Origin of the sequence: Xenorhabdus bovienii SS-2004 (assembly GCF_000027225.1) — a bacterium.
GTDB classification, from domain to species: Bacteria; Pseudomonadota; Gammaproteobacteria; order Enterobacterales; family Enterobacteriaceae; genus Xenorhabdus; species Xenorhabdus bovienii_C.
This window is the reverse complement of sequence record NC_013892.1, coordinates 2,600,591-2,625,390: the sequence shown is the minus strand read 5'-3', so window position 1 is coordinate 2,625,390 and position 24,800 is coordinate 2,600,591. Positions and strand designations below refer to the sequence as shown.

Genomic DNA, 24,800 nt, shown 5'->3' with positions numbered 1-24,800 from the left:
ATTGGTTGGTTCAGCCTTTTGGCTCGACACCCAGTCTTTCTAATTCTTTGCGGCCTAATGTTTTTAACCAATTACCTAAAGTCATTCCTGCATCGGACGCAGCATCTTCAAATTGTGCTTTTAATTCTGGTGTTATTCTGATTTGGAAAGTGGGAGACAAACCTTTTCCTTTTTCAGTTTTGTCTCTTTTTAAGATTGACATGTACGTACGTAACCTTATAGCATGTGATTTATTATGTACGTACTTTATCACGGTATATGTACAAAAAGAAACGCCCCCGAATGATATTGACCGTATCAAACGAGGGCTAACCACCAACGATAACTACAATATCGAGGTAGCTATGTTTCAATATACCTTTCTAACTGGAAAGGGCAAAGCACGTTTACCTAAATTCTTTCCTATGTGCCTCATCTCCATTCTGGAGGTGAGCCATGTTTAAGCTCATTATCACAACCATAAATCAGCATACTGGCGAGATAAAAAAAGAAACAATCCGTTACAAATACAAGACATTGCGCGGCGCGGAGAAAGCCGCTATGCGTATTCGCCATTCTTGCATACCAGATAATAAATCTATCGACATTGAAATAGTCAGAACGTACGAACGTCGAGCGCCTATTTCACTTACTCAGGCTATGCACAACACGGGGCTGGCAACTTCTTTATTCTACGTCATTCTTGAAAAAGCCAAGGACGAATGCTCTATCGATTTAAATAACCTGATTGCGCTGGCCTGTGATATCAATCAGGACGTTTACCATGCGCTTCAAGCGGCTGTTTACGAGGAATAAAGCATGAGTCAATCATCTTCATATGGATATAAAGCTCATAAAAGCAGCGTAGAAACCCACCCGATAAACATTATCCGAACAGTGAAACAATCAGCTATGAATCACTGGCAAAGCCTGTTGCCAGCCTGTGGTGTTGATGTTCCGGCAAAGGGGAAGCATGGCGCTTGCCCGATATGCGGTGGCACTGACCGTTTTCACTTTATAGATGATAACCATCACGGCGACTGGCATTGTCGCCAGTGTGATCAGCCCAATCACGGTGACGGTCTGGATTTAGTGGCGAGAGCTAAAGGTATCACTGTTCTGACCGCCGCTAAGCAGGTTGCAGATGTGCTGGCAATGCCGTTACCTGAACCTATATTCAAACCAGTTAAAGAGCAGCCTCTAACAGTAAAACCCATTGCAGAACGGATCGCGGTGCTGGTGGCAAAATCAATAAGGGGAGAATCTCAGTATTTGGTGAAAAAGGGGCTGCATTGCCCCAATCAGCGGCTACTGCAAGATGGCTCTCTATTACTGGTGACTCAGACACTAAGCGATACCAATACGGGCGCACAAATCATCACGCCTAACGGCGAAAAACGCCTTGTTTCCGGCACGCAGAAGAAAGGGAGCTTTATTCCGGTATCTGAGATAACTGGAACACCGGACACCATCATCATTACCGAAGGTTACGCGACAGCGCTGACTGTCAGCCAGTTACATAATGGCGTGGTACTGGCTGCGATTGATGAAAGCAATTTACTGAATGTTGCCGAATTGGTCAGAAAACAGTGGTCTGAATCAAAAATTATCCTTGCCGCCGATAATGATTGGCACGCACAAGGCGAACGGGACAAAAACGGAAAATTCAAAAAGAACGTCGGGAAAATTGCCGCTGAGAAAGTCGCCAAAGCTATCAATGGTTGGGTAACACTGCCACCGACAGGGCATAAGGCCGATTGGGACGATTATCGCCAGCATCACGGCATAGAGGCAGCAAAGCAGGTATTCAGCAACGGATTATATCAGGTTGGAGAGAAAAAACTCATGGAAGCAGAAGCGGCAGTGATCCACGAAACTAAACCCAAAAAGGCTAATAACAATCTGGCACAAATGGCAGCCAGTCAACGTGGGGCACTATTGGTTGAGCATTACCAAAAAATCGCGGTACATGCTGAAAGCGAAGCCGTTTATCACTATAACGGCCCGACATGGGAAACTGTGTCAGATAACGAGCTGCGTCGCGCAATGGTGGCAATCTTTGACCAGCACGACACCCCTTACAGCCCAAACGGGATCAATAACGCTATCTACGCCATGAAATTACAAATTCCGGTCATTGGCGAACAACGGTCAGATTTAATCGGGTTTTGTAATGGTGTGTATGAGCTATCGACACAGAAATTTACTCCCCATCAGCCTGAGCATTGGCTTATGAATCATAATGGCATTGAGTTTACTCAGCCCGCTATCGGTGAAAACTTGTCGGATCATGCCCCTGACTTTTACCGCTGGTTATCCCATGCAGCGGGGCAGAATGAAAATAAGATGAATCGTATCAAAGCTGCCCTGTTTATGATCCTGGCAAACCGTTATGATTGGCAGCTCTTTATTGAAGTCACCGGCGAAGGCGGCAGCGGTAAAAGCGTATTTACATATATCGCCACCTTACTGGCGGGAGAGCACAATACCGCCAGTGGCAATATGAGAGCGCTGGATGAAGCCAGAGGCCGTTATCAGTTTGTTGGCAAGAGCTTAATTACGCTGCCCGATCAGGTTAAATATGTCGGTGAAGGGGCAGGAATTAAGGCCATTACCGGCGGCGACCTGATTGAAGTTGACGGGAAATACGAGAAACAGTTTTCTACCATCATCAAAGCCGTGGTATTAGCCACCAATAACGAACCCATGAGCTTTACCGAACGTAACGGCGGCATTGCACGGCGGCGAGTGATATTTCCGTTTAATATTCCGGTCAAAGAATCCGAGAAAGACCCACAGTTACCGGAGAAAATCAGTCGTGAACTGCCAGTGATTATCCGTCATTTATTAACAGAATTTGCCGACCAGAATAAGGCTAAAAAACTGCTACAGGCGCAACGCGACTCGAACGAAGCGTTAACGGTAAAGAGTCATTCCGATCCGTTGTATCGTTTTTGTGGTTATCTGGTATCTGTCAATGATGTGACCGGAATGAAGATGGGCAATAAGAATATCAGCCCACGCGCACCAAGATTGTACTTGTATCACGCCTATCTCTCTTTTATGGAAGCGCACGGCTTTGAACGTCCGCTAACACTGACTAAGTTTGGTGAATCCATCCCCAAGATTATGCTGGAATACCGGAAAGAGTATCGGAAAGTGCGAACCAAGAAAGGTTACTCTTATAACGTTGAGTTATCGGAAGAGGCCGAAGAATGGCTACCGTCAGTGCCTGAATGCCGAGATTTTAAGTCACCTGTATAAAACTTTGTGCTTTAAGTCTGCATTCCATACACCATTTTAAATATCTAATTGTATTTAAAAGGAAATAATAGATGTATAGTTATTCTTTAGCTATACATCAACTCTACATTATCTTCATTAATGTAAAAAGTGGGTGAACAGATGATACAGTCAGTGAATATCATATTAATTGCATCAAACCCAGATGTAGCAAGGCTTTCAGGGTATTGTGCAGAGGGTGAATAACTGAGAGGATGAAAAAGATTTTTAGGGGGGCTTCTGGTAAGTAAACGAAATGAGGTAAACCAGAGAAAACAAATACAGATATGTAATCTGGTTTTTTATTTTTTGGCACTACCTGAAATTCACATTAGGTAATTGTCTGATTTTGTTTAAGCATAGAGGTTAATCACAATTTTATTGCTGCATTTGTATTCACTCTGGAACAGATAAATAATACTGTTGTATCCTGTTTCATTCAGCATCATTGGGCATTTATTGGAAACCATGTCACAGGAGACAAGATGTCACATATTATTTACTTGTCGTTAAAGGGCAAGAAGCAAGGCCTTATCTCAGCGGGCTGTTCAACGCCCGAATCTATCGGAAACCGCTATCAGGCAGGCCGGGAAGATGAAATACAGGTACTAAGTGTTAGCCATTCAGTGAGCCGTGACCAGAACGCGAATCATCACCCTGTCAGCTTTACCAAGCCCATTGATAAATCTTCACCTTTGTTAGCGATGGCAATCGATGGAAACGAATTGCTGGAAGCACGCTTTATGCACTACCGGACAAGCCCGATGGGGCAACTGGAATTCTTTTATGAAATCAAACTAACAGGCGCGACAATTGTCGAATTTGCCTATAATTATCCCCATTCCATCAATGATAACGGCGCAATACCCCATGAAGTGGTCATGCTCGATTATAAATCTATCTCATGTCAGCATATTGCGGCAGGAACTTCGGGCTACAGCATTACGCAATTAGCCGGGCGTGAAGAAGGCAAACCGCTTTTATCCGGGTTCTCGAATATTAAACCGCTGATTGAAGAAGCTGTCGCGGCTCTATTTAGCCATAAGTTCATATTGAAACACCAAGGGGATGCCTGCCAAGATATTGCGTATGGTGTGGAAACGGGAAAGGGACTGATTGAAGGAATATGCCAAACATCAGGAATGACAAAACAGTTTGATACCAAAAAAGAAGAAGACCTTGAAGTTAAATATTTATTTCAAACAAAAATAGGGATTTAATCATGTCGATTTTAAAAACTAAAACAGTTAAAGGTGGCGAAAAGACAGATATTGAAATGGATATCTTTTATTTAAACCAAATCCCAGATGCAATGGAAAAAATGGGATGGGAGATGGCACCTAAGTTAATGCGGCATTGGTTTAATACAAAACCCGCCTATACATTTACAGAAGAAGTAAAGACAAAGTATGTTAGAGATAAAGCAATAGATATACCGGATGAAAGAATTAATGCTTCTATCATAAAAATGGAATGGGCGTTAAAATATAAACAACCTCAAGACGTGATGTCTGTATTAATTAATGGTTGGTCTAGTAGTGCGGGCATAGATCAATTAAAAATACAATTAAAAAAAGAAGGCGGAAAGAAAGAGTTAGGGTATGAAAAGGATATGCGAGAAATAGATACTTTTTCAGTGGTTAACTCTAGAAGGTTTGGTTCTAAATTTGATACGATTGACGATTGGTATGGTGCCATGGGTAATTCCAATATGAAGGTGGCTGTCAAAGGTTATGTGGATAAATTAAACGGTAAAGATGTTTTTGTCACCGAACAAATTGGGATGTATTTAAAAGATACCTATGATTTTGTTGGTGCTAATGAACCTTTAGGCATTTGGAGTAAAAATGGTATATTAGATAAAATTAGTTCCGTTGATTATGCCGCTCTTTATGCGACTGGAAGCTGGATGGCCTTATGGGTTAAATACAATGGATATGTTCCTGTAATTAATGATAGCTTTAGGAAATGGCAGAAAAAATATAATGAAGGCGGCGATTTCATTGTTTATTCCGATGTTCTATGGATGAACCCGCTATCACAACATAAAATTATTAACTTATGAAAAATAAATGTAATTTTTTTTTTTTAGAAAACCATGGTTGGTTTTATTTTTTATCATTATCTTTATAATATGGATATTATTTCCATCAACATTGCTCTTCGGTAATTGGAATAAGTATTTTGAGGAGAGGGGTGAAGATGGTCAATATACCGCAGTGGTATATAAGAAGTTGCCAATATCTCCATATTCAATGTGGAGGTATGTCATTATGGGAGATAAATATTTTATTGTTTTATATGATAATAAAAACAGAGATATCTGGAAGAGTTCTCCATTTACATCAATATCATATGAGGCATTTTTTGCTTCATTTAGCCTTCCAACCACTAATAATGATGTTTTTATATACCCAACAGATAATGGATATCAAAGCATCCATCTAAATAAATTAAAATGATTTTTTGTAAGTTTTCTGTTTTCATGTTTATCTCTGTTTAGCCTCTAAGTTTCAGAGGCTTTTTTATTATTGTGTGATTGAACACCATAGCAAACCTTCTTTCTTATTATTTTTCATGTTGTTAAATATATTCCATCAAAAATAAATCGATATAAAAACACCATGAAAAAACTACTCGAATTACGTCAACAAAAAGCTGATTTAACCCATCAAATGCGTTCACTGCTTACCAAAGCAGAAGACGAAAAACGCTCACTTAATGCCGATGAAGCCAAACAGTTCGACGAGCTGCGCAATCAGTCTGATGCGCTCAATGCAGAGATTGCCCGTTATGAGGCGCTGTCTGATGAAGAACGCAGTCAGGCAAGCAAACCCCAACCGACCAACAAGAACCTCAGTAATGACGAACTGCGCCACTATGTTCTGACTGGTGAAACTCGTTCCCTATCTACGGGAGTTCCGTCTGAGGGCGGCTATACCGTTATTCCTGAACTGAACAAACAAATCATGCAGCAACTGACTGATGAGTCAGTGATGCGCCGGATCTGTTCAGTGAAAACCACACGCAGCAACGAATATAAGCAGTTGGTTTCGGTCGGTGGCGCAGCGGTTGCACATGGGGAAGAAGGCAAGGCACGCGGTGAGACTGGCACGCCAAAAATGGAAGAAGTCAGCATTAAGCTATTCCCCATCTACGCCTACCCTAAAACTACGCAAGAGATTATCGATTTTAGCGATGTGGATATCTTAGGCTGGCTGACGTCTGAAATTGCCGACACATTCGTCGATACCGAAGAAACCGATCTCTTGAGCGGTGACGGCAGTAAAAAAGCGAAAGGCTTCCTGTCTTATCCCCGTGATACTCAAGCCGATAAGATTCGTGCGTTTGGCACATTGCAAAAACTGGAAACTACAGCGCTTTCCGCCGATAGCCTGATTGACCTGAAATTCTTACTTAAAAACAAATACCGTAAAAACTCTGTCTGGGTGATGAACTCCAGTACCGCCGCTCAGGTGCAAAAACTGAAAAATGGCAATGGTGATTATATCTGGCGTGAACGTTGGTCATGTATTAAATGATTAGATTAGGTATTAAAAATAATGTTCACGTTCAATAAAGGTTCCTATCACTTTATCGTGCATTTCTTCCGATTTTGAATACCCAATGGTTTTTCTATTCAGCCTTTTGATTCGGGTACGATGCGTTAAATTCGTTCTCTCTATACGCTGAGTAAACGCCTTTCCAGTCAAGTGCTCTTCCTCGGGAAGTGGGTCATAAACAACATAGTCATCCGTGCAGTAAAACCGAATAGTAAAGGAAGATAAGAGGGTAAGCAGCTTGTCTAACGTTTTTCGACTGCGATCGCCAAAAACATGAGCCACTATTCGCTTCAGGCGGGGTTCCCAAGCATACCAAAGCCAGCGTTGGTTTTTCTTATTGCCGACAAACGACCATTGCTCGTCGATTTCACAGACAATCTGGATGCCACATTCCGCAAGGGGAAGTGTCGTTACGTTTCGGGGTCTGAGGTTTTTAATGTTTTCATGACGGTGGCGGTGGCGACTTTCAGGATCCGAGCGGTGTCACGAATTCCCCCGTTATTCATCGCGATATCGACAATCTGTTCTTTAACGCCGGGTTTGCAGGCCTGATAGGTATACGCCAACTGAAAGACCTTACAGCAGCTATAACAGCGATAACGAGGATGTCCGCCATTTCCTTTCCCATGTCCTTTGACCTGTTCTGATTTGTGGCAATAACGGCAATAGACATCAACTTTGGCCATACTTCATCCTTAAAAAGCCGGAAGCATATCACAGCAACTAACCATTTAATACATGACCCGTGGCATGGGATACGACACCAAAACCGATGTTTGCGGACATGGGTTCCGAACAATGGCTCGTGGAGCAATGGGCGAATCGGGATTATGGAACGATGACGCCATCGAACGTCAGTTAAGCCATGTAGAAAGAAAAAACGTCAGAGCAGCTTATATTCACACATCTAAGCATCTGGATGAACGGCGACTGATGGTTCAGTGGTGGGCTGATTATCTGGATACAAACCGGGAAAAACATATCACTCCGTATGATTTTGCTAAGAAACGGCGGAAGTAACATTCATTAATACTTATAACACACTGAATAAAAGATGATTTTTTAGACTTTGTTGGTAGTGCCAATAAAGTCTATTTTTTATACAACCCGTGGTTGCATTATTTTATCTTTAATCTGATAATAGATGGATTAAAACATTTGAATGATCAAGGTAATGCCGATTCCTATTGTACCTATCAATGAACAAAAGGAATACAAAGCTATTTCAGAAAAGGTAGCAAAGTTGATTGAAAACTAATGCGAAGACAATGAGGCTACCAGCAACAATTTCTTATCGATCAGAAAAAAAAAGCCTTTTCAGGCGAACTCTGAGGAGAGGACATGATCGGCGAAATCCAAATCAATTCACCACTAGCTACCTACCAGAACCCTGCAAGGCTCAGTGATCTCCGCCGCATCAATTATATTTTTGGTGCGAACGGTACAGGTAAGACGACCATTAGTCGTGTAATTGCTCAAGCACATGACCATGAACATTGCCAACTTCAATGGCAAGGCGGCATAGAGCTTGAGCGGATGGTGTATAATAGGGATTTCGTTGATCGAAACTTTAATCAGGACGACCCTCTACAGGGTGTTTTTACCTTAGGTGAAAATCAGATTGAAGCTGAGCGCAAAATCGCTCGTTTACAGACTAAAATAGCTAAGGTAAATGAGCAAATATCAAGCCTTAATATCCAATTGGATGGTTCGGAAGAGCAGCCCGGTAAAAGAAAAGGCCTCGAAGACCTCGAACCTACACTGCGTGATAAGTGTTGGAAGCAAAAGGAGCTCCATGATGCTGATTTTAAGGAAGCATACTCTGCAGCAAGTGTTCGGCGTAACAAAGAACGATTCAAAGAGAAAGTGTTGTCGGAAGCAAATTCTAATACGGCGGAATTGCTTTCATTAGAGGAACTAAAACAAAAAGCAGAAACTGTTTTTTCAAGCAATATTGAGCGCGTCACACCACTTGGGAATTTGTTAGCCGATGATCTTGTCATCGTTGAAGGACATGTATTACTGCAAAAAGTGATTGTCGGGAATCAAGATATTGAAATTGCAGCTCTCATCAACCGTCTGGGTAACAGCGATTGGGTAAAACAAGGTCGTAAGTATCATGAGCAGAATCCAGAGATATGCCCTTTCTGCCAGCAGCCAACGGATGATCATTTCTCTAATAAACTCACGGCATTCTTTAGCGAAGCCTATGACAACGACATACAATTGCTAAAGGAGTTGCAAGCGAACTACCAGAAGGCAAGCGATCGGTTGACAGCTGCCATACAGCGCAACGTAGAAATTAATAATCCGTTCCTAAACATAGATCTGTTTAATGCAGAAACCCAAGCGCTTGTTGAACGATTGAAAGTCAATCAATCCAAATTGGTAAACAAGCTTGATGAACCAAGCCGAAAAATGGAGCTGGAATCAGTTCAACCCCTGATCACACAGTTGCAGGCCTTGGTGATAGAAGCCAATGAAGCGACAACCCGTCATAACCAAACTATGGCTAATATTGCAACGGAGAAGCAGACACTAACTTCTCAAGTCTGGCGTTATGTATTAAATGAATTAGCGGACGACTTGCAGCTATATCATCAAACTAAGGATCGTCTGACAAGAACCATTCAAGGCATGGAAAAAAGCCGGAGGGAAGAGAAAATACAGCTTCGAGGTCTACAAAATCAAGTAAAAGAGCTGGAAAAACAAACTACATCTATTCAACCAACTATTTCAGCAATCAACGATCTACTACAGAAATTCGGTTTCCATTCCTTTTCTATCGCTGAGGCCGATGAAGACTATCACTATCGAATAATTCGTGCAAACGGTGAGGATGTAGGCCGTTCACTAAGTGAAGGCGAAAAAACATTTATCACTTTTTTGTACTTTTACTACCTCATCAAAGGGGCTCAATCCCCCTCAGGCATTACAACAAATCGGGTAGTTGTGTTTGATGATCCCATATCTTCGTTAGACAGCGATATTCTCTATATCGTCAGCAGTCTTATGAAAAGTGTGATGGATGAGGCAAGAAACCAGAGCTCTTCGATCAAACAGATATTTATACTGACTCATAATGTCTATTTTCACAAAGAAATCAGCTTCAATAGGAGCAGGCCAGCCGGTGGCGTACTCAATGAGGAAAGTTTCTGGCTGGTCAAAAAGCTACAGCATGGTTCAGTTGTTGAGCGTTATGAAACTAATCCAATCCGTTCAGCCTATGAACTTCTATGGGAAAATGTGAAATCAAAAAACATTTCCAGTATCAGCCTGCAAAATACATTACGCCGCATATTGGAAAACTACTTCACTATGTGGGGTGGAATGAGTAAAGATGAAATCTGTACACTCTTCGAAGGACGTGACAAGTTGATTTGCCAATCTCTATTTTCCTGGGTCAACGATGGCTCTCACTCAATTCATGACGACCTGTACATCAACCATGGTGAGCAAACCAATGAAGCATATCTTCGTGTCTTTCGAAGCATCTTTGGTAAAGCAGGTCAAATTGGCCACTACAGCATGATGACAGGAGCTACCATCGAAGAGCTGCATGATCACTCTGGTGCTGAAGATGTGGCTGTAGGGTCTGAATTGGGAGCAACATGATGTACTTGCCTCCGCTAATTTCATAACACTTTTACACCCAACTAATGGAATCTTAATAATAAGTAGAGTATGGTTCATGATAGATAATGAACCCGCAAATGCGAGAAAATATGTTTTAAACACAAATTTCTCCGTCAAATAAACATTAGGCTTAATAACATAAAAGGACCTGTCGCAAATGCCTCCCACTACTCAACTTGTACTCTCTGGAACTGTTTATCCTTCGAAGGTATCCCTTGCCCTTGCAACCATTGGTGATGTAGCAATTCACCCAGGGGTTGGCAGAACGCCATTTATCGATGCAACTATATTTGACGGCAAGGTATGGCGAGCTTTGGATCTGAATGGATTTGGCTTTAGCAAAAACAGTAGGAATTTTGACCGCCCGCAGAATATTGGGTCTATCATGCGTGAAATTCAAATAAAAATCATTAGTTGCAAAGGTTCATCAGTTTATTACGACTATCCCATCGGAAGTAAAAAACGGAAATATATCTATCAGGGTATGACATTCCCTTCGTTTACATAACACAAATTCCGCTCCTCGCCGACTTTCAGATTTAGCCGTACCTTTCTACAGAATCCTGCCAGATAGAGTAACGGATAAATCCATCATAGTATAACAATCATCATATGGTGATATTTCATCCTTTTTTAAGACTGTTTTTCATACAAAAAATAGATAGTTAAAGCTCCAGTCTCTGAATAAATAATATATTTCCTTATTTTTCAATTCATTAATAAAAACCATTCATTATACACATGATTGCTTTTTAATCTTCTGTGCCCGGGGCACAATAGCCTGTTTTTCATACAGTCAATACCCCGCATTTAATTTTACGAATTGCATAAAGAGTTTACGCTTTCAATTAAACAGAATTTTTAAATAATCCTCTGTCATCAAGTAACGTCTACCAAGGCATTTCAAGGACTCGATAACAGGGGAGTATACATGCCAACAATTACAACATCTAAAAAAAGTCTTATTCGCCTGCCAGAAGTTCAGCGCAGAACGGGCTATAGCAAGGCATGGATCTACAGGCTGATTAAAGAAGATAAATTCCCGAAACAAGTCAAAATTGGCCCTCGGTCGGTTGCGTTTGTTGAATCAGAAATTGATGGCTGGGTAGATCAACGAATTGCTGAATCTCGTGGTATTTAATGACATGTACCTACCATTTGATAAGAATACAAAAACTAAGGGTAGCACTTGCCTACCCTCAACTTGCTTTTTTCAGGGGTTAGATTCAATACATCTTGACTGCAATTCTCTACGGACAATGCGCTTAATCCACGCAGCTAAAGATTCATCACCATCTTGTGCCTGGGCTATTTCCATGAGTGCCCGTAGTTCAGGATCAAGTCTGAATTGGAATGGGGGATTGCCCCGACGAGTATTTTTGTGTGTTGACATGTCAATTACACTCACTGTAATGTGTTTATGTGTCATTACACATTACCTATATCAATATGAAAAAACAACGCCCAGCGTGCTGGAACACATCTGAGGCGTCTGACCAATAACCGTTAATTGGAGTAACGATAATGGCTGATACACAGCATAACCAAACTCGTCCTAAATTTACATCTTTGGATAAATCAAGCAGCCAAAAACCGTTCGAATTTATCCAAACCGTGAAGCAATCCGCTATGTACCATTGGGAAAATCTGTTGCCTGCCTGTGGTATCGATATTCCTGCAAAGGGTAAACATAGCGCTTGCCCTGTCTGCGGCGGCACCGACCGTTTTCACTTTATTGATGACCACCATCACGGCAACTGGCACTGTCGCCAGTGTGATCTTCCGAACTACGGAGATGGATTGGATTTAGTAGCAAAAACCAACCGTATCTCAGTTCTTGAGGCTGCTAAGATTGTTGCTAACGTACTGGCATTACCTTTGTCAGAACTCAAACCAGCCAAAGAAACCACTTATCCAGTACAGCCAATTGCCGAAAGAGTCGCGGCACTGATGGCTCAAACTGTTGCTGGGCAGTCTCCCTATCTGACCGCAAAGGGGCTGCATTGCCCTAATCAGCGGCTGCTGTCCGATAATTCGGCAGTGTTGCGACTCGCAACATTGGACGAAAAAGTAACAGGTGCACAGATTATCAAACCTGATGGTGAGAAAAAATTACTGTCTGGCAGCCAGAAGAAAGGTTCGTTTATCGCGCTGTCTGAGCTAAAAGATAACCCGGATACGGTGACCATTACCGAGGGTTATGCTACAGCATTGACAGTTAACCAGTTCTATAAAGGTACTATTTTGGCAGCGCTAGATGCAGGCAATTTGCTTTCTGTCGCAAAAGCCGTTCGGGAGCGCTGGCCGGACACGAAAATTATTCTGGCAGCAGATAACGACTGGCATCATCCCGACGAACTGGATAAAAACGGCAACCCAAAGGTAAATATCGGCAAGATTTCAGCAGAAAAAGTTGCCCTTGCGGTTAATGGTTGGGTTACGTTGCCCTCCACGGAATACAAAGCTGACTGGGATGATTATCGTCAGCAGCATGGCATTGAGTCAGCAAAACAGACATTCAGTAATGGGTTGTATCAGGTGGTAGAGAACGTAGCGGTGTCAAAATCTGTGACCGCTAATTCAGATGAATACCGAGAGAAAGAATACGACCCGCTAAAACCCCATATCGATATTCGCAAGAACGGAATTTACTGGGTTGAACCTAAAGAGCAAGGTGGCAAAATCGTCGAAGTTGAAAAATGGTTGAGTGATTACATGGAGATAGTCGGCATTGGCAATGATGGTAGCGAAGGCTATCTCATTATTAAGCTGCATCAGGAAGGAACGGGAAAATGTATCATTGAAGCGCTTCCCCGCCGTGAAATCGGAATGCCGGTAGGCTGGGCAAGATTGCGTTCACGGGGAATGAATATCACCGTAAAAAATAGCCTATTGCCTGTTTTAGCTGAGCACCTGCAACGCAGCGGTGATCGCCGTGAATGGATTGTGACACAGAAAGCAGGCTGGCACTGCGGGGCTTATGTGATGCCGGACGGTGAAATCATCGGTCAGCCTTATATGCCTGTCGCGTTCAGTGGCGGCACATCCGCAATTGCCGGTTATGTGGTCAGAGGAACAGCCGAAGATTGGAAAATGCACGTTGCGTCATTACTGAAAGGCAACCGGTCAATGATGCTGGGCGTACTGGTGGGATTGTCTGCACCACTTAACTCACTGACAGGTGGTAGCTGCTTTGGTGTGCATTCATTCGCCCAATCCTCCGCAGGGAAAACCACCACCGTTGAGGCTGCCAGCAGCTTATACGGTGATCCCGAAGAACTTAAATTATCGTGGCACGGTACTAATCACGGTTTTAAATAATGAAGCCGCTGCTCGTAATGATGGTTTCATGCCCATTGACGAAATCGGACAAAGTTCGAATCCGAAAGAAATCGCTAACAGTGCCTATAGCCTGTTTAACGGTGTCGGAAAAATTCAGGGGAAACGGGAAGGTGGGAACCGTGCGGTGATCCGCTGGAAAATTGCCGCCCTTTCAACAGGCGAGGAAGATTTAGAAACGTTCCTGATAAAAGGTGGGATCACCCCAAAAGCCGGGCAGCTTGTCAGGTTGCTCAGTGTGCCCTTTATTGATACGGAATGTTTCAATGGCTATGAGGATGGTGATTCTCATGCAAGAGCCATCAAACGTGAATCCAAACGCTATTGTGGTGCAGCGGGTCGGGCATGGGTTCAATGGTTGTCTGTAAATCAGGAGCAGGTAATCGAAGTAACCGCCCGTAAAGAAAAAGAGTGGCTTGATGGCCTGCCAGAAGAAGCCTCAGCCCAAGTCAAGCGCGTTGCTGTTCGTTTCGCGTTACTGGATGCTGCCGGAGAGCTGGCAATCCATATTACCGGCTGGAGTAAAGAAGCGAGTCATGCGGCGATAAAGCAAAGTTTCGATGATTGGTTAGCTGATTTTGGCATCGGAAATCGGGAAAAATATCAGGTTATCACCCGTACTCGTGACTTTATCCAAAAATACGGGCTTTCACGCTTCCAACCTTATACCTACGGCAGGCCAAATGGTGATATTGATACATCACACTCCATGAGAATTAGCGATCTTGCCGGGTATCTGGTGCATAACCGTCGTAATGATGGGCAAACGGAATACCACATTATTCCCAGTGTATTTGAAGCAGAGATATTGCAGGGATTACAGAAGAAATCCGGTTTTGAGGCCTTAGAAGAAGCCGGAATGCTGGTTAAAGCGGAAAAAGATCGCTTTATCAGCAAAACCATTTCAGTAAACGGCACTCAGGGGCGATTTGTGGTGCTGATTTTCAGGGATGAAGATTGACTCTCACTTAGGGTTAAAAAAACGTTGGGATAACGGGATATTGGGATAAGAGAGATTTATTTTAAACTATATCAATAAGTTATAAATATTTTAATTATCCCGTGTTATCCCAGTATATCCCGTAACGTAGTGTTATTACAAAAATAAATATTATAACAATGGAGGTTATCCCGAAAAAAAATTTCTCTCTGGTAGGTATTAATATCTTGAATTTAAAGTAGTGACACACTATTACGGGATATGTTGGGATAATATGGGATAGAGTAACTAAATGAAATATATAATAAATATGCTATTTACCCCGTTATTCCGTGAAAATATGTGTAGTGGTATAGAGATAACCAATCGTAACGATTATGTTTCTTCGATTCTCCGAGTTACCGGGTGAATTCATTAGCCCGGTAACTCGGAGAAGACAAGCGCAGCGCGTCAGTATCGTTCTAAATAGCGAGTGTGAGAAATAATGTTCTCACACCCATCTGAGTTTACTTTACTGATTTACCCACGGTGTGGCTATTGCTAACGTGATCAAATATCGCTCTTCATCAGGATGCCGATCATCTTTGAAACGCGCTATATTCAGCATGATCTGATACTTGTCACCTGCTTGCCAGAAGGTCATTCCGGTTCCTTTCATCTTACGAAGACTGTCATGCAATTCTGGTGTATTAACCAAGGAATGGTATCCTTTAGTAAGCTTCCAGCCCGCTTTGCGCCACTGATCTTGTAAATCTAATACAATCTTGATCGCATTGTTGTAGAGTAACGGCTTAATTTGTGGCGACATACGTACACTGTTGATTATTCCATCAGTATACCGCACAACAAAAAATCGTGCGGGAGGGGTAACAAACCCATATTTCGGATCAGTAAAACGTAAACGCGCATCAGTTTTAGGTGTGTTGAACCCGATGTTATTAGGGTATTTATTTGGGAGCAATATTTGCACTGGATCGCTGCCACATTGCCTCGTAGGGTTCACCAATCACCAGCGCTATCTCTGGTTTATCGGAAAAGGAATGGTAAAGATAAACGCTAGCCAGACCAAGAACGATTAATAATGCAAAGATTAATCCAGAACGTCGCCGACCTATGCGTTGTAAAAGACTCATTTTATACCTCGTCCTGAAGCAATATCCTGAATAGTGGGTGTGAAAGATAACATTCTCACACCCACTTTGGTTTGTGCTATCCCCTGCTTACCACGGTTTATAAATTACCATTGTGATCAAATACCGTTCGTCATTGGGATGCTTGTCGTCCTTGAAAAATGCTAAACTCAGCATAATCTGATACTGATCAGCAGCTTGCCAATAGGTTGTTCCTGCACCACCTTTCATACGACGAAGATTTTCATGCAGTTCTGGTGTATTTACTAAGGGTTTATACCCTTTAGCCATCACCCAACCCGTTTTACGCCACTGATCTTGTAAATCCAAGACCATCTTGATTGCATCATCGTAGGGTAATGGCTCGATTTGTGGAGACATGCGTACACTCGTAATAATGTCATTCGCATATAGAACAGTAAAAAATCGGGCTGGAGGGGTAACAAATCCATATTTTGGATCGATAAAGCGTAAACGGGCATCTGTTTTGGGAATATTATGCCAAATTTTACCCGGAAGATGCGGATCAATATCGGCACTGGAGCGCTGCCGCATATCCTCGTAAGGTTCACCGATCACCAGCGCTATCTCTGGTTTATCGGAATAAAAAGAATGGTAAAGATAAGCGCTAGCCAGGCCGAAAACGATTAATAATATGAAGATTAAACCACCGCGCTGCCGACTTATTTGTTGTAATAAACTCATTCTACACCTCGCCCTGCTGCAATATTTTGTAGAGATTCTTCGAGTAAACTTCGGTTGCTATCATGCAGCATCTCATCAAACCGTTCTGCTGCCTTGTACACGAAAGGCATACGTTGTTTTATATCGGAAAGATCGGCCAGCGCCTCATCACTAAATTCGATAGTACGGCCATCATCAACACGTCTGCACTGACTCGCCAGCGTTAATTCAACAGATTCCGCGACACCAGAAGGGAGTCCTGTGACAAAGGAAATCTGATTGCCAAACAAGAATGTTACTAAACGAGTATCACTGTACATAGTGGGTTGTAATATGTTGATTTGCTCGTGGTTGGCAAGATGCACAACACCTTGAGCGATATCACCTGCTTCTATCGCTTCAAACGCGAATAGAATATCTGGATAGAAACGGCCAAATGTAAATTTTTCTTGTCCTATCGGCCACAATATTGGGAATTGGCTATTACCATAAATATTTTCACGCTTCTTTATACAAGTTTTGAGTTCTTCCAACCCACGTTGCTTATAAAAAGCATGCAATGGATACACATCCAAAAATAATGTTGTGTTCCCCAGCGCCATCATGTCATAGACATAATTGAATGAATACTGTGCCAGACCCGAAATTGGCTGAAGACCCGGCACATTGGAAAATATTGATAATTTATTGTTTCTACTGGCTTCTCTGGCTTCTTCTATGGCACGAGGAAAATCTTCAATTGCTATTTCGCCTTGAGCTTTTAACTTTGGATGAAGAAAGTAAAGTGGGTTATCCATTGTGTGTTCTAATTCTTTTGCGCTTTGACGCACACGTCTGTTGGCATCTTGATGAGCTTGATTCTTTTTGGCCATCTCAGAGGCATGCAACAACCCGCACCCCACCTGCTTAGAAGCAAAAGCAGCAAGCCCCGCCCATTGGAAGCGATTGTCGTTCAGCCAAAGTTTCGCGTAAGCCGCGTTAATACGTTTATTGCGTTCTTTGGGGTCGGCAATCAGTTTACCACCGGGTGCAACAATGTCTTCGGCCTCTTTCTGATACCTGCGCCAGACACACTCACAGGTGAGTATAGGGACATCAATAACTTTAATCTGTTTTCCGTCTTTTTCTTCGAAATGACAATCACACGCAGCGACAGGTTGGGTACTTTGGTGTAAAGCCAAATCATCATATTTATGTTTTTTTAAGATTTCGATCATGTCCGTCTTCCTGATAAAAATAGTTTCAATATCATCCTGTTACTAAAATATATACCGCCGTTTATACACCTCACTTAATGAAGCACAACAGCTACACTGACTGAGGCGGTTCTATTTTGACCGTGAAGGGCGTACTGGTTAGCCCTTCTGCAAGATCTATACCCTGACCATCACTGATTCCTGAATGCACCATTTTGCTATTCAGTGTATAAGGCGTATTCGGTATCGGTGTATTCGTGCTATCTTCGATAATTTTAATGTATAAATCATTTTTAAGTATTTTCTGACAGTCATGGGTATAAATCGAGTTTTCATTACTCATCGAGCTTTCTCCTGTTCCAGCGCCAGCAGGTAATCCTGACCGGATACTTTTTCAAGACGTTGTCCGGCTTCCAGCTTTTGCTTCAACCACTGTTCAATCCGGGGTTCTAAACTGCCTGCGGGCTGATCCCATTGCTTCGCCATTGCCCCGTGCTTTTCCCATAAATCACAATATAGTGAACTGGTTAACACTTTCAGGCCGTAAGGGGAGCATAACCAAACGCCCAGCAGGTGTTCGCCTAACGTAAACGGAATTTCAGGGTTACCTTCTCCGCAATCTTTGGGACGGCAAAACGGCACCGGCTGTGGTGTGTCGATCATCAGTTCTGTGACAGGCGACAGCATCAGTGACCAGTCGCCCGGAGTGAAGGCAGGTATCATCGCGCTAAAAACACGGGCATCCATAATGCGGAACAGCACCTGTTCGCCATTCATCATGACCAGTTGCCGGTGTTGCCAGTGGGTAAGCTGCTCCTGCCAAGGTATATGACTGCGGTATGCCCAGCCCCAACTGTTATCACTGAGTGCGTGGCGCTCCAGCATCTCCCCTATCTGGTATAGCCGGCTGCTTTTCGCCTGTACCAGCCACGGGCTTTGTTTCAGCATCTTGTGCATCGGCGTACCGCTGTAGAGCGGAAATGCCTGCTCAACCCAGTCGTTATGGTAAAACTGATCGACCGGATTGGGTTGCGCCAGCGAATTGAGGATAAAGAATACCGATGCATCATTGGATTTATTCAGCCATGCCTGCCAGCTTGTTGCTGTTTCTGTCATCATTTCTTCCGTCATTATGATTATTCCTTTTTGGCGGGTTTAATCACCGGACTGACATCCTGCTGTGCCAGTAACGGGCAGTATGGATGAGCCGGGAATTCCACCATCGGCAATGGTGCTACACCTTCCGGCAATTGCAATGCCAGCCCGCGCCCGCTGCCACCCGAACCTTGCCCGACATTAATCGGTGAGCACAGAATGCCGCCCGGCGTGACTTTGAGAAACGTGCCACCTACTTTCAGCGTGATTTCAGATGCCGCTTCCAGTACCACTTTGCCGCCACTTTTCAGGTGGATTTCTTGCCCGCTGTCAAACACTGTGGCATCCCCGGTCTGGATATGCTGGCTGCCGGCAATCCGGTGTGACACATCCCCTTCGGTGGTGATTTTGCGCGAACCGGCCACCTGATGATGGTCATCGGCGCGGATATCGTGGTAGCGGTTACTGTCGATGCGGCTCTTCTGGTTGTGCTTGATATGCCAGTAAGCATCATTTTCGATATGGGCGGTAAAATCTTTCTGGCCGTGAAAATAGATTTCTTCGCTGCCTTTCGCATCCTCGAAGCGCAGTTCGTTAAAACCCTTGCCCTTGTGGGTTTTGGTTTTAAAGGTCGTGTGGGTCTTTTGCGCCGGTAAATCCAGCGGCGGGCGGTTCAGGCCGTTATAAACGCAGCCGGTGACAATCGGGCGGTCAATATCTCCGTTCAGGTAGGAAATAATCACTTCCTGCCCGATGCGGGGGATGGCCATAAAGCCATAGCCGTTGCCGTTCCAGCCCTGCGCGACACGTACCCAGCAGGAAGCGCCGTCATCCGGGTCGTCATAGCGGTTCCAGTGAAAATGCACTTTAATCGCGCCGTCTTTATTGACGAAGATTTCCTCCCCTTGCCGACGGCACGGCCTATTCGGGTGGTCGGGACTGAACCTGCGTTGGTGGCGTTATACCGTGAAACAGGCAGTGTCGCGCAGATTAGCCGATTTATCCGCCGCAATGGCATTCGTCACCCCGCGTTCGTCTCGGGCGGGCTGGAAGTTGAGGTGATTAATGGCTAATACCATTGAGTTGATTCTGGGCAATAACATTTATTCCGGCTGGAAAACACTGAATGTCACCCGCAGTCTGGAAGAGATGTCCGGCCAGTTTAGTCTGGGCATTACCGTCAGAAATAACGATTCCCCGCTGGTACTGAAACCCGGTCACGCCTGCCAGCTGGCCATTAATGGCCAGCGGGTGGTTACCGGATATATCGATGCGGTTGAAGTGGGGATCAATGCCGACGAGCGCACGATTACGTTATCCGGCCGTGACAAGACAGGCGATTTGGTGGATTGCGCTGCCATTCATGGTCGGGGGCAATGGCGCAATGTCAGTCTGGAGACGATAGCGAAAGACCTGTGTAAACCCTTCGGGGTCACCGTTCGCTGGCAGGTTAAGGATGCCGCCGCCGCAACGGTGTTTCGCCAGTGGCAAATCGAACCCGGTGAAACCGTCTTTGACAACCTGTCCCGTGCTGCCCGGCACCGGGGCGCAATAGTGACCAGCAATGCCGCAGGCGAGCTGGTTTTTGCCACCGCGGGCAGCCAGTCCGTGGCAACACTGGTGTTGGGCAATGCCCCGCCGACAGGCGTCAAAATCAAAACGCTGGATACCGCCTTATCCTGGCAGGAGCGGTTTAGCCTCTATCGTGTCAAGGGGGCATCGGCGGCGGGCGGCCGCTGGGGGGAAACCCAAACCCCGGTACAGTCAACGGCTATTTATATGGATGCGCGAGATCCGGCTATTACGCGTTATCGCCCGACTCTCTTTCTGGCCGATGACAATATGACGAAAGCCAAAGGCACCGCCCGCGCCGCATGGGAACAAAAGCGCGCCATGGCGCATTCCACAACCGCATCGGTGGGCATCAGGGGATGGTTCAAACCCGGTGGCCAACTCTGGCAAATCAATGACATGGTCAGATTACAGGCCCCGCAAGCGGGATTCCCCGATGAACCCTTGTTGATCGTCTCCGTGAATTACCTGCTGGATAACGACAACGGCACGATAACCCGGCTGGAACTGATGCCCCGTGACGGCTTCACCGAAGCCGCCGAACCCGAACAAAAAGTCAGAGACATAAGGTGGAAACCATGATTGCCCAGTTCAATAAATTTACCGCGAGCCTGTCCCGCCGTATCCGGCTACTGGTATCGCGGGGTGTGGTTAACTTCGTGAATGACACCCTGAAGCAACAGAATATTCAGGTGTCATTGCTGGCTGAAGAAACTGCCGATGATGTCGAACGCTTCCAGAACTATGGACAGACCAGCGTTCCGCCTGCGGGCAGTGAAGCGATCGTGTTATCCGTGGGCGGCGTTCGCCAGCACCTGGTCGCCATTGCCGTGGATAACCGCCGTTTCCGTCTGGGGAACCTGAAGAGTGGTGACAGTGCCGTCTATCATCTGGAAGGGCATCACCTCTTACTCACTGAAAATGGGGTTGTTCGTATTCAGTGTAAACGGCTGGAAGTCGTGGCGGAAGAAGGGGTTGTGTTTGACACGCCACAAACCCGCTTCACGGGCAATGTGGATATAGTCGGCATCAGCCAGGCTCAGGATCATATGTCCGGCCAGACGAGTGGTAAAGACCATATTCACCATGAGCATGACGGATACAGTACGAGTCCCCCCCGATGAATGCAATGAATGATATCGCCTTACAGTGGCAAATCAACGGTGCCGATATTGTTATCAATAATGCCGATATCGCACTGGATGATTCACTCAGCACCGCCGTCATCATTTCATTATTCACTGACCGCCGGGCGCTCGACTCCGACGAACTCCCGACAGGCTCGGGGACAGACAGGCGCGGTTGGTGGGGCGATAGCTTTAACTCACGGCCTATCGGCAGCCGGCTCTGGCTGCTGGCCCGTGAAAAGCAACTGTCTGCCGTTCTGCACCGCGCCAAAGCCTACGCCGATGAAGCGCTGGCCTGGCTGGTTGATGAGCGTCACGTAAGAAAAATCGATGTAATGGCGACGGCGCCTGCATCCGGCGTTTTACTGTTGACCGTCTCTGTCACGTTATTTGATGGCAGTGTGTTGCCACTGCCTTTTAAAACATTGTTAAGCAGGATTTAAATGCCGTATAAAGCCCCCGCACTTTCAACATTAATCGCCCGCAATCAGGCTGACATTGAAAGCCGGTTGCCGGGAACCTATGCCCGAACGGCATTTCGGACAACCCGTGCTATCGCGTATGCCAATGCAGGCAATGCTGCCGGACTGCATGACCATCTGGCGTGGACCAGTCGGCAGGTTGTCCCGCATCTTGCGGATGATGACAAGCTGCTGGAACATTGCGAATTCTGGGGTGTCTGGCGTAAAGCCGCCACGAACGCCAGCGGCATATTAACCGTGACCGTGTCTGCGGATACATTAATCCCTGAAGGCACCCGCTGGCAGCGCCCTGATGGGGTGGTGTTAGAGTCTATTGATGATGTCCAGGCCATCGCGGGTGATAATCCGGTTTCAGTGACCGCGATTGAGGCAGGCCGTAAAGGCAACACCGCTGAAGGCGTGCCACTGGAGTTAATTTCTCCGGTGGTGAATGTTCAGACACAGGCCCGTTGTCGATACCTCGGCGGCGGGGCTGAACAGGAATCGATGGATTCGCTGCGTTCCCGTTTGTTGTTTCGGGTGCAGTATCCACCTTCCGGCGGCAACCAGTATGACTACGAGCGCTGGGCGCTGGAAGTCCCCGGCGTCACCCGCGCCTGGTGCATTCCCCGTTATCGTGGACATGGCACGGTGGGCGTGATGTTCGTGATGGATGAAGAGCCTGACATCTTCCCCGGCACGGCTGACCTGAACAGAATAAAAGACTACCTGACCGGTCATATCAACCCCGTCACCAATCAGGTGGAAGGCAAGACCACCGGGGCGGAGTTGATCGTGATGAGTCCGGCCGCGAAAGTCACCAACTTCGCTATTCGCCTGTCACCCAATACGGAAGAGGTGCGTGATGCCGTCAAAACGCACCTGAAAATCTATCTGGAAAACCTGCGTCCCGGTGGCCTGGCATTCCTGTCTGAAATCCGTGCCGCCATCTCGAACGCCCCCGGTGAAATTGATAACACAGTCTTCAGCCCGACTGGCGATATTCACGCCGCAGAAAATGAGATTTTTGTGCTGGGAGATATCACATGGCGATGACAGCCAAAGATTACCAACGCTCAGGGCTGCAATTGCTGCCGAATGGCCTGGCCTGGTCAAAAAATCTTGACAGCAATCTGGCCAAATTGATGCTGGCCACTGGGGAAGAATTCGCCCGGGTTGATGCTATCAATGCCGTGTTGCTAGAAGAAATCTTTGCCGACCGGGCATTTGTGTTACTGGACGATTGGGAAGATTTTGTCGGATTGCCTGATTGCAGCATTGATAAAGAGTCATCAATCAACAGCCGTCGTCAGGCTGTCAAGACAAAATTAATCATGTCCGGCAGCCTGTGCAATCAGTTCTATGAACGTTTGGCTGCCGACCGTGGCTACCGCATCAGACTGGAAGAGCACTACCCGCATCACTGCCTGCGTGACTGCCATTATCCCATTTACCCCGATATCAACTGGTTTCGCGTGTTCGTCCACGTCGCGGACAGGATAACCCATTTTGCCACCGTACTGGATCACTGCCAGCAACGCTTACGCATTGCCGATGCCGCCGATTTGGAATGCCTGCTGGCGCGTTACGCGCCCGCTGAAACCGAATTTGTTTTTATTTATGAGTGAGGAATAACGATGTTCGGACTCGATAACCCGTCAGGTATCAACGTGATGCCTGCCATCACCCCCACCAACAATTCTGTCCCCCTTTGGTTTACTGAAGGGGGCGCGGGATTGAGTGCCAGCTATCCCGGTCAGGAATGGTTTAACCAGATTCAGGCTGAATTGTTGGGCGTACTGAAAGAGGCAGGTATCACGCCAGATAAAAGCAAACTGAATCAACTGGCTGTTGCCATCAAAAGTATCGTTGCTAATGGCATTACACTGACCGACAGAACGGGTAACAGCAGCAAAATGGCCGCCAGTCAGAAACTGGTGACTGAAGTTAATGAGAATGCTAATAGCCGTATGGAGAAAAACCAGAACGGCGCAGACATTCCGAACAAGCCGGAGTTTGTGAAAAATATTGGTGCGCTCCCCACAACCGGCGGAGTATTAACGGGGAAATTGTTTGTCTCGGGTGTCTCGGCGGATATTGAAGCTAAAGGGTGGGTTGGGGCTACCAAGCTATACGATCGTTTTGATCATGGCGGCTGGTCGCGGGCGTACAGTGAAGCATTTCCCCCTTCAGCGGCAGTGGTTGGCGCCTATTCGATGAAAGAAGCGAATGACCGTTATGCACTGAAAAAATCGCATGAAACGTTTTCGTGCGGCGGTGTGGATGTTGAGGCGACACATGACTGGGCGGGGCTTAAATTAAAAAACGCAAACGGTTATTACGTTCAGTTCTCTGCTACCCCGCATGAAAATCCCGTAATGCTGACAGTGTATTACCGAGATGGCGCAAATAAAACACAATATTACGCCAGTCTGCGCAAAAAATCCGGTGAGATAGCATTGCTATCTGATGTGGCAGATAACGCGAGTATCGGTATTAACCAGAGTTGGCGGGATGTTCGGTCTCAACGCACGGGGGGCAGGCAATATACGAATACGGCAGGCAGGCCGATAGCGGTATTCGTTAACACGAAAAAACGAGAAAAATACAATGTCGCGCTGGGGATTGGTGCTAGCGTAAATGGCGTTGAGGTTGCGTATAATTGGTCAGGTTATGACGGCCCGCTATCAATTTTGAGTGTATTTTTTATCGTTCCGGTTGGCGCGAATTACGAAGTTGATGCGTACCTCGCGAGCGAAGGCAATTTTATCGAATCATGGTCTGAATTGAGGTAAT

The 24,800-nt window shown here is 45.4% G+C and carries 27 protein-coding genes and 2 pseudogenes; 19 read left to right on the top strand and 10 right to left on the bottom strand.

What is annotated here, in order from left to right; translation table 11 throughout:
- Positions 1-10: 10 nt before the first annotated feature.
- On the bottom strand, positions 11-202 hold the full coding sequence (locus tag XBJ1_RS19930) for a hypothetical protein (protein ID WP_071822489.1): 192 nt from the start codon (positions 200-202) through the stop codon (positions 11-13).
- Between the two features lie 233 nt (positions 203-435).
- Here XBJ1_RS19930 and XBJ1_RS11305 point away from each other — a divergent pair, with 233 nt between their 5' ends.
- The 6 genes and pseudogenes from XBJ1_RS11305 to XBJ1_RS11280 all read left to right on the top strand — a co-directional run.
- Positions 436-795: a hypothetical protein gene (locus XBJ1_RS11305; protein WP_012989084.1), complete on the top strand. Its 360-nt coding sequence runs from the start codon at positions 436-438 to the stop codon at positions 793-795.
- Between the two features lie 96 nt (positions 796-891).
- The gene (locus tag XBJ1_RS11300) at positions 892-3,243 is read left to right on the top strand and encodes a primase-like DNA-binding domain-containing protein (RefSeq protein ID WP_230578778.1); all 2,352 of its coding nucleotides are present in this window, start codon (positions 892-894) and stop codon (positions 3,241-3,243) included.
- A 503-nt stretch (positions 3,244-3,746) separates the two neighbouring features.
- Entirely contained in the window at positions 3,747-4,481 is a 735-nt protein-coding gene (locus XBJ1_RS11295) for an Hcp family type VI secretion system effector (RefSeq protein WP_012989080.1), read from the top strand.
- A gap of 2 nt (positions 4,482-4,483) precedes the next feature.
- Positions 4,484-5,326 (top strand): DUF6402 family protein, encoded by an 843-nt coding sequence (locus tag XBJ1_RS11290; RefSeq protein ID WP_012989079.1) that lies wholly within the window; start codon positions 4,484-4,486, stop codon positions 5,324-5,326.
- Positions 5,327-5,363: 37 nt separating this feature from the next.
- On the top strand, positions 5,364-5,723 hold the full coding sequence (locus tag XBJ1_RS22535; RefSeq protein ID WP_268987533.1) for a DUF6201 family protein: 360 nt from the start codon (positions 5,364-5,366) through the stop codon (positions 5,721-5,723).
- A gap of 162 nt (positions 5,724-5,885) precedes the next feature.
- A pseudogene (locus XBJ1_RS11280) lies at positions 5,886-6,785 on the top strand (phage major capsid protein); the annotation flags it as partial.
- Between the two features lie 30 nt (positions 6,786-6,815).
- On the opposite strand, the gene XBJ1_RS20825 reads toward XBJ1_RS11280, so the two are convergent.
- A protein-coding gene (locus XBJ1_RS20825; RefSeq protein ID WP_143827612.1) for an IS1 family transposase occupies positions 6,816-7,510 on the bottom strand; the annotation gives its coding sequence in 2 pieces (ribosomal slippage) (positions 6,816-7,255 and positions 7,255-7,510; 696 coding nt in all).
- Between the two features lie 58 nt (positions 7,511-7,568).
- Between XBJ1_RS20825 and XBJ1_RS11270 the strand changes: the two are divergent.
- From XBJ1_RS11270 to XBJ1_RS11255, 4 genes and pseudogenes are all read left to right on the top strand, one after another.
- A pseudogene (locus XBJ1_RS11270) lies at positions 7,569-7,844 on the top strand (tyrosine-type recombinase/integrase); the annotation flags it as partial.
- Positions 7,845-8,165: 321 nt separating this feature from the next.
- Positions 8,166-10,439 (top strand): AAA family ATPase, encoded by a 2,274-nt coding sequence (locus XBJ1_RS11265; RefSeq protein WP_012989074.1) that lies wholly within the window; start codon positions 8,166-8,168, stop codon positions 10,437-10,439.
- Between the two features lie 178 nt (positions 10,440-10,617).
- Positions 10,618-10,968 carry a hypothetical protein gene (locus XBJ1_RS11260; protein WP_012989073.1) on the top strand — a complete coding sequence of 117 codons (351 nt, stop codon included), beginning with the start codon at positions 10,618-10,620 and terminating at the stop codon, positions 10,966-10,968.
- Between the two features lie 423 nt (positions 10,969-11,391).
- Positions 11,392-11,601, top strand: a complete 210-nt coding sequence (locus tag XBJ1_RS11255; protein WP_012989072.1) for a helix-turn-helix transcriptional regulator — start codon at positions 11,392-11,394, stop codon at positions 11,599-11,601.
- 72 nt (positions 11,602-11,673) lie between these two features.
- Here the strand turns inward: XBJ1_RS11255 and XBJ1_RS11250 are convergent, their stop codons facing one another.
- Positions 11,674-11,853 (bottom strand): hypothetical protein, encoded by a 180-nt coding sequence (locus XBJ1_RS11250; protein ID WP_038198973.1) that lies wholly within the window; start codon positions 11,851-11,853, stop codon positions 11,674-11,676.
- A gap of 131 nt (positions 11,854-11,984) precedes the next feature.
- On the opposite strand from XBJ1_RS11250, the gene XBJ1_RS22760 reads away from it, so the two are divergent.
- Positions 11,985-13,781, top strand: coding sequence for a DUF927 domain-containing protein (locus XBJ1_RS22760; RefSeq protein ID WP_268987532.1), 1,797 nt, complete (start codon positions 11,985-11,987; stop codon positions 13,779-13,781).
- Complete coding sequence (locus XBJ1_RS22755; RefSeq protein ID WP_269763707.1) at positions 13,726-14,760, top strand: DUF927 domain-containing protein; 1,035 nt, start codon at positions 13,726-13,728, stop codon at positions 14,758-14,760. The genes XBJ1_RS22760 and XBJ1_RS22755 overlap by 56 nt, the downstream gene beginning before the upstream one ends.
- Before the next feature lie 490 nt (positions 14,761-15,250).
- Here the strand turns inward: XBJ1_RS22755 and XBJ1_RS22530 are convergent, their stop codons facing one another.
- The 7 genes from XBJ1_RS22530 to XBJ1_RS11215 all read right to left on the bottom strand — a co-directional run bounded on the left by XBJ1_RS22530 (position 15,251) and on the right by XBJ1_RS11215 (position 19,710).
- A complete protein-coding gene (locus XBJ1_RS22530; RefSeq protein ID WP_232503279.1) occupies positions 15,251-15,583 on the bottom strand; it encodes a hypothetical protein in 333 nt (110 codons plus the stop codon).
- A gap of 103 nt (positions 15,584-15,686) precedes the next feature.
- Positions 15,687-15,872 (bottom strand): hypothetical protein, encoded by a 186-nt coding sequence (locus tag XBJ1_RS22525; RefSeq protein WP_012989069.1) that lies wholly within the window; start codon positions 15,870-15,872, stop codon positions 15,687-15,689.
- An 87-nt stretch (positions 15,873-15,959) separates the two neighbouring features.
- Positions 15,960-16,574: a hypothetical protein gene (locus tag XBJ1_RS11235; protein WP_012989068.1), complete on the bottom strand. Its 615-nt coding sequence runs from the start codon at positions 16,572-16,574 to the stop codon at positions 15,960-15,962.
- Entirely contained in the window at positions 16,571-17,770 is a 1,200-nt protein-coding gene (locus tag XBJ1_RS11230; RefSeq protein WP_012989067.1) for a DUF2515 family protein, read from the bottom strand. Before XBJ1_RS11230 ends, XBJ1_RS11235 begins: the two co-directional genes overlap by 4 nt.
- A 91-nt stretch (positions 17,771-17,861) precedes the next feature.
- Positions 17,862-18,092, bottom strand: a complete 231-nt coding sequence (locus XBJ1_RS11225; RefSeq protein ID WP_012989066.1) for a hypothetical protein — start codon at positions 18,090-18,092, stop codon at positions 17,862-17,864.
- Positions 18,089-18,880 carry a DUF4123 domain-containing protein gene (locus tag XBJ1_RS11220; RefSeq protein WP_012989065.1) on the bottom strand — a complete coding sequence of 264 codons (792 nt, stop codon included), beginning with the start codon at positions 18,878-18,880 and terminating at the stop codon, positions 18,089-18,091. The genes XBJ1_RS11225 and XBJ1_RS11220 overlap by 4 nt, the downstream gene beginning before the upstream one ends.
- Positions 18,881-18,885: 5 nt before the next feature.
- On the bottom strand, positions 18,886-19,710 hold the full coding sequence (locus tag XBJ1_RS11215) for a type VI secretion system Vgr family protein (RefSeq protein WP_012989064.1): 825 nt from the start codon (positions 19,708-19,710) through the stop codon (positions 18,886-18,888).
- Here XBJ1_RS11215 and XBJ1_RS11210 point away from each other — a divergent pair.
- The 7 genes from XBJ1_RS11210 to XBJ1_RS11180 are packed head-to-tail and all read left to right on the top strand — an operon-like array spanning position 19,705 to position 24,799.
- Positions 19,705-19,917 carry a hypothetical protein gene (locus tag XBJ1_RS11210; protein WP_012989063.1) on the top strand — a complete coding sequence of 71 codons (213 nt, stop codon included), beginning with the start codon at positions 19,705-19,707 and terminating at the stop codon, positions 19,915-19,917. The two genes, XBJ1_RS11215 and XBJ1_RS11210, sit on opposite strands and share 6 nt — an antisense overlap.
- Entirely contained in the window at positions 19,910-20,998 is a 1,089-nt protein-coding gene (locus XBJ1_RS11205) for a phage baseplate assembly protein (protein ID WP_012989062.1), read from the top strand. Before XBJ1_RS11210 ends, XBJ1_RS11205 begins: the two co-directional genes overlap by 8 nt.
- A complete protein-coding gene (locus tag XBJ1_RS11200; RefSeq protein WP_012989061.1) occupies positions 20,995-21,540 on the top strand; it encodes a phage baseplate assembly protein V in 546 nt (181 codons plus the stop codon). Before XBJ1_RS11205 ends, XBJ1_RS11200 begins: the two co-directional genes overlap by 4 nt.
- Positions 21,537-21,986, top strand: a complete 450-nt coding sequence (locus XBJ1_RS11195; protein WP_012989060.1) for a phage GP46 family protein — start codon at positions 21,537-21,539, stop codon at positions 21,984-21,986. The genes XBJ1_RS11200 and XBJ1_RS11195 overlap by 4 nt, the downstream gene beginning before the upstream one ends.
- Positions 21,987-23,060 carry a baseplate J/gp47 family protein gene (locus tag XBJ1_RS11190; protein WP_012989059.1) on the top strand — a complete coding sequence of 358 codons (1,074 nt, stop codon included), beginning with the start codon at positions 21,987-21,989 and terminating at the stop codon, positions 23,058-23,060.
- Entirely contained in the window at positions 23,051-23,632 is a 582-nt protein-coding gene (locus tag XBJ1_RS11185; protein ID WP_012989058.1) for a YmfQ family protein, read from the top strand. The genes XBJ1_RS11190 and XBJ1_RS11185 overlap by 10 nt, the downstream gene beginning before the upstream one ends.
- A 9-nt stretch (positions 23,633-23,641) precedes the next feature.
- Positions 23,642-24,799, top strand: coding sequence for a tail fiber protein (locus XBJ1_RS11180; protein ID WP_012989057.1), 1,158 nt, complete (start codon positions 23,642-23,644; stop codon positions 24,797-24,799).
- Position 24,800: the final 1 nt, after the last annotated feature.

Excerpts from the sequence above, each read along its gene's own strand:
- XBJ1_RS19930 (WP_071822489.1), bottom strand. The coding sequence starts at position 202 with ATGTCAATCTTAAAAAGAGACAAAACTGAAAAAGGAAAAGGTTTGTCT.
- XBJ1_RS11225 (WP_012989066.1), bottom strand. The coding sequence starts at position 18,092 with ATGAGTAATGAAAACTCGATTTATACCCATGACTGTCAGAAAATACTT.
- XBJ1_RS11230 (WP_012989067.1), bottom strand. The coding sequence starts at position 17,770 with ATGATCGAAATCTTAAAAAAACATAAATATGATGATTTGGCTTTACAC.
- XBJ1_RS11255 (WP_012989072.1), top strand. The coding sequence starts at position 11,392 with ATGCCAACAATTACAACATCTAAAAAAAGTCTTATTCGCCTGCCAGAA.
- XBJ1_RS11300 (WP_230578778.1), top strand. The coding sequence starts at position 892 with ATGAATCACTGGCAAAGCCTGTTGCCAGCCTGTGGTGTTGATGTTCCG.
- XBJ1_RS11185 (WP_012989058.1), top strand. The coding sequence starts at position 23,051 with ATGGCGATGACAGCCAAAGATTACCAACGCTCAGGGCTGCAATTGCTG.
- XBJ1_RS11290 (WP_012989079.1), top strand. The coding sequence starts at position 4,484 with ATGTCGATTTTAAAAACTAAAACAGTTAAAGGTGGCGAAAAGACAGAT.
- XBJ1_RS11220 (WP_012989065.1), bottom strand. The coding sequence starts at position 18,880 with ATGACGGAAGAAATGATGACAGAAACAGCAACAAGCTGGCAGGCATGG.
- XBJ1_RS11195 (WP_012989060.1), top strand. The coding sequence starts at position 21,537 with ATGAATGCAATGAATGATATCGCCTTACAGTGGCAAATCAACGGTGCC.
- XBJ1_RS22760 (WP_268987532.1), top strand. The coding sequence starts at position 11,985 with ATGGCTGATACACAGCATAACCAAACTCGTCCTAAATTTACATCTTTG.
- XBJ1_RS11210 (WP_012989063.1), top strand. The coding sequence starts at position 19,705 with ATGCACTTTAATCGCGCCGTCTTTATTGACGAAGATTTCCTCCCCTTG.
- XBJ1_RS11200 (WP_012989061.1), top strand. The coding sequence starts at position 20,995 with ATGATTGCCCAGTTCAATAAATTTACCGCGAGCCTGTCCCGCCGTATC.
- XBJ1_RS11250 (WP_038198973.1), bottom strand. The coding sequence starts at position 11,853 with ATGTCAACACACAAAAATACTCGTCGGGGCAATCCCCCATTCCAATTC.
- XBJ1_RS11180 (WP_012989057.1), top strand. The coding sequence starts at position 23,642 with ATGTTCGGACTCGATAACCCGTCAGGTATCAACGTGATGCCTGCCATC.
- XBJ1_RS11235 (WP_012989068.1), bottom strand. The coding sequence starts at position 16,574 with ATGAGTTTATTACAACAAATAAGTCGGCAGCGCGGTGGTTTAATCTTC.
- XBJ1_RS11265 (WP_012989074.1), top strand. The coding sequence starts at position 8,166 with ATGATCGGCGAAATCCAAATCAATTCACCACTAGCTACCTACCAGAAC.
- XBJ1_RS22525 (WP_012989069.1), bottom strand. The coding sequence starts at position 15,872 with ATGAGTCTTTTACAACGCATAGGTCGGCGACGTTCTGGATTAATCTTT.
- XBJ1_RS11305 (WP_012989084.1), top strand. The coding sequence starts at position 436 with ATGTTTAAGCTCATTATCACAACCATAAATCAGCATACTGGCGAGATA.
- XBJ1_RS11260 (WP_012989073.1), top strand. The coding sequence starts at position 10,618 with ATGCCTCCCACTACTCAACTTGTACTCTCTGGAACTGTTTATCCTTCG.
- XBJ1_RS11295 (WP_012989080.1), top strand. The coding sequence starts at position 3,747 with ATGTCACATATTATTTACTTGTCGTTAAAGGGCAAGAAGCAAGGCCTT.
- XBJ1_RS11190 (WP_012989059.1), top strand. The coding sequence starts at position 21,987 with ATGCCGTATAAAGCCCCCGCACTTTCAACATTAATCGCCCGCAATCAG.
- XBJ1_RS11205 (WP_012989062.1), top strand. The coding sequence starts at position 19,910 with ATGGCTAATACCATTGAGTTGATTCTGGGCAATAACATTTATTCCGGC.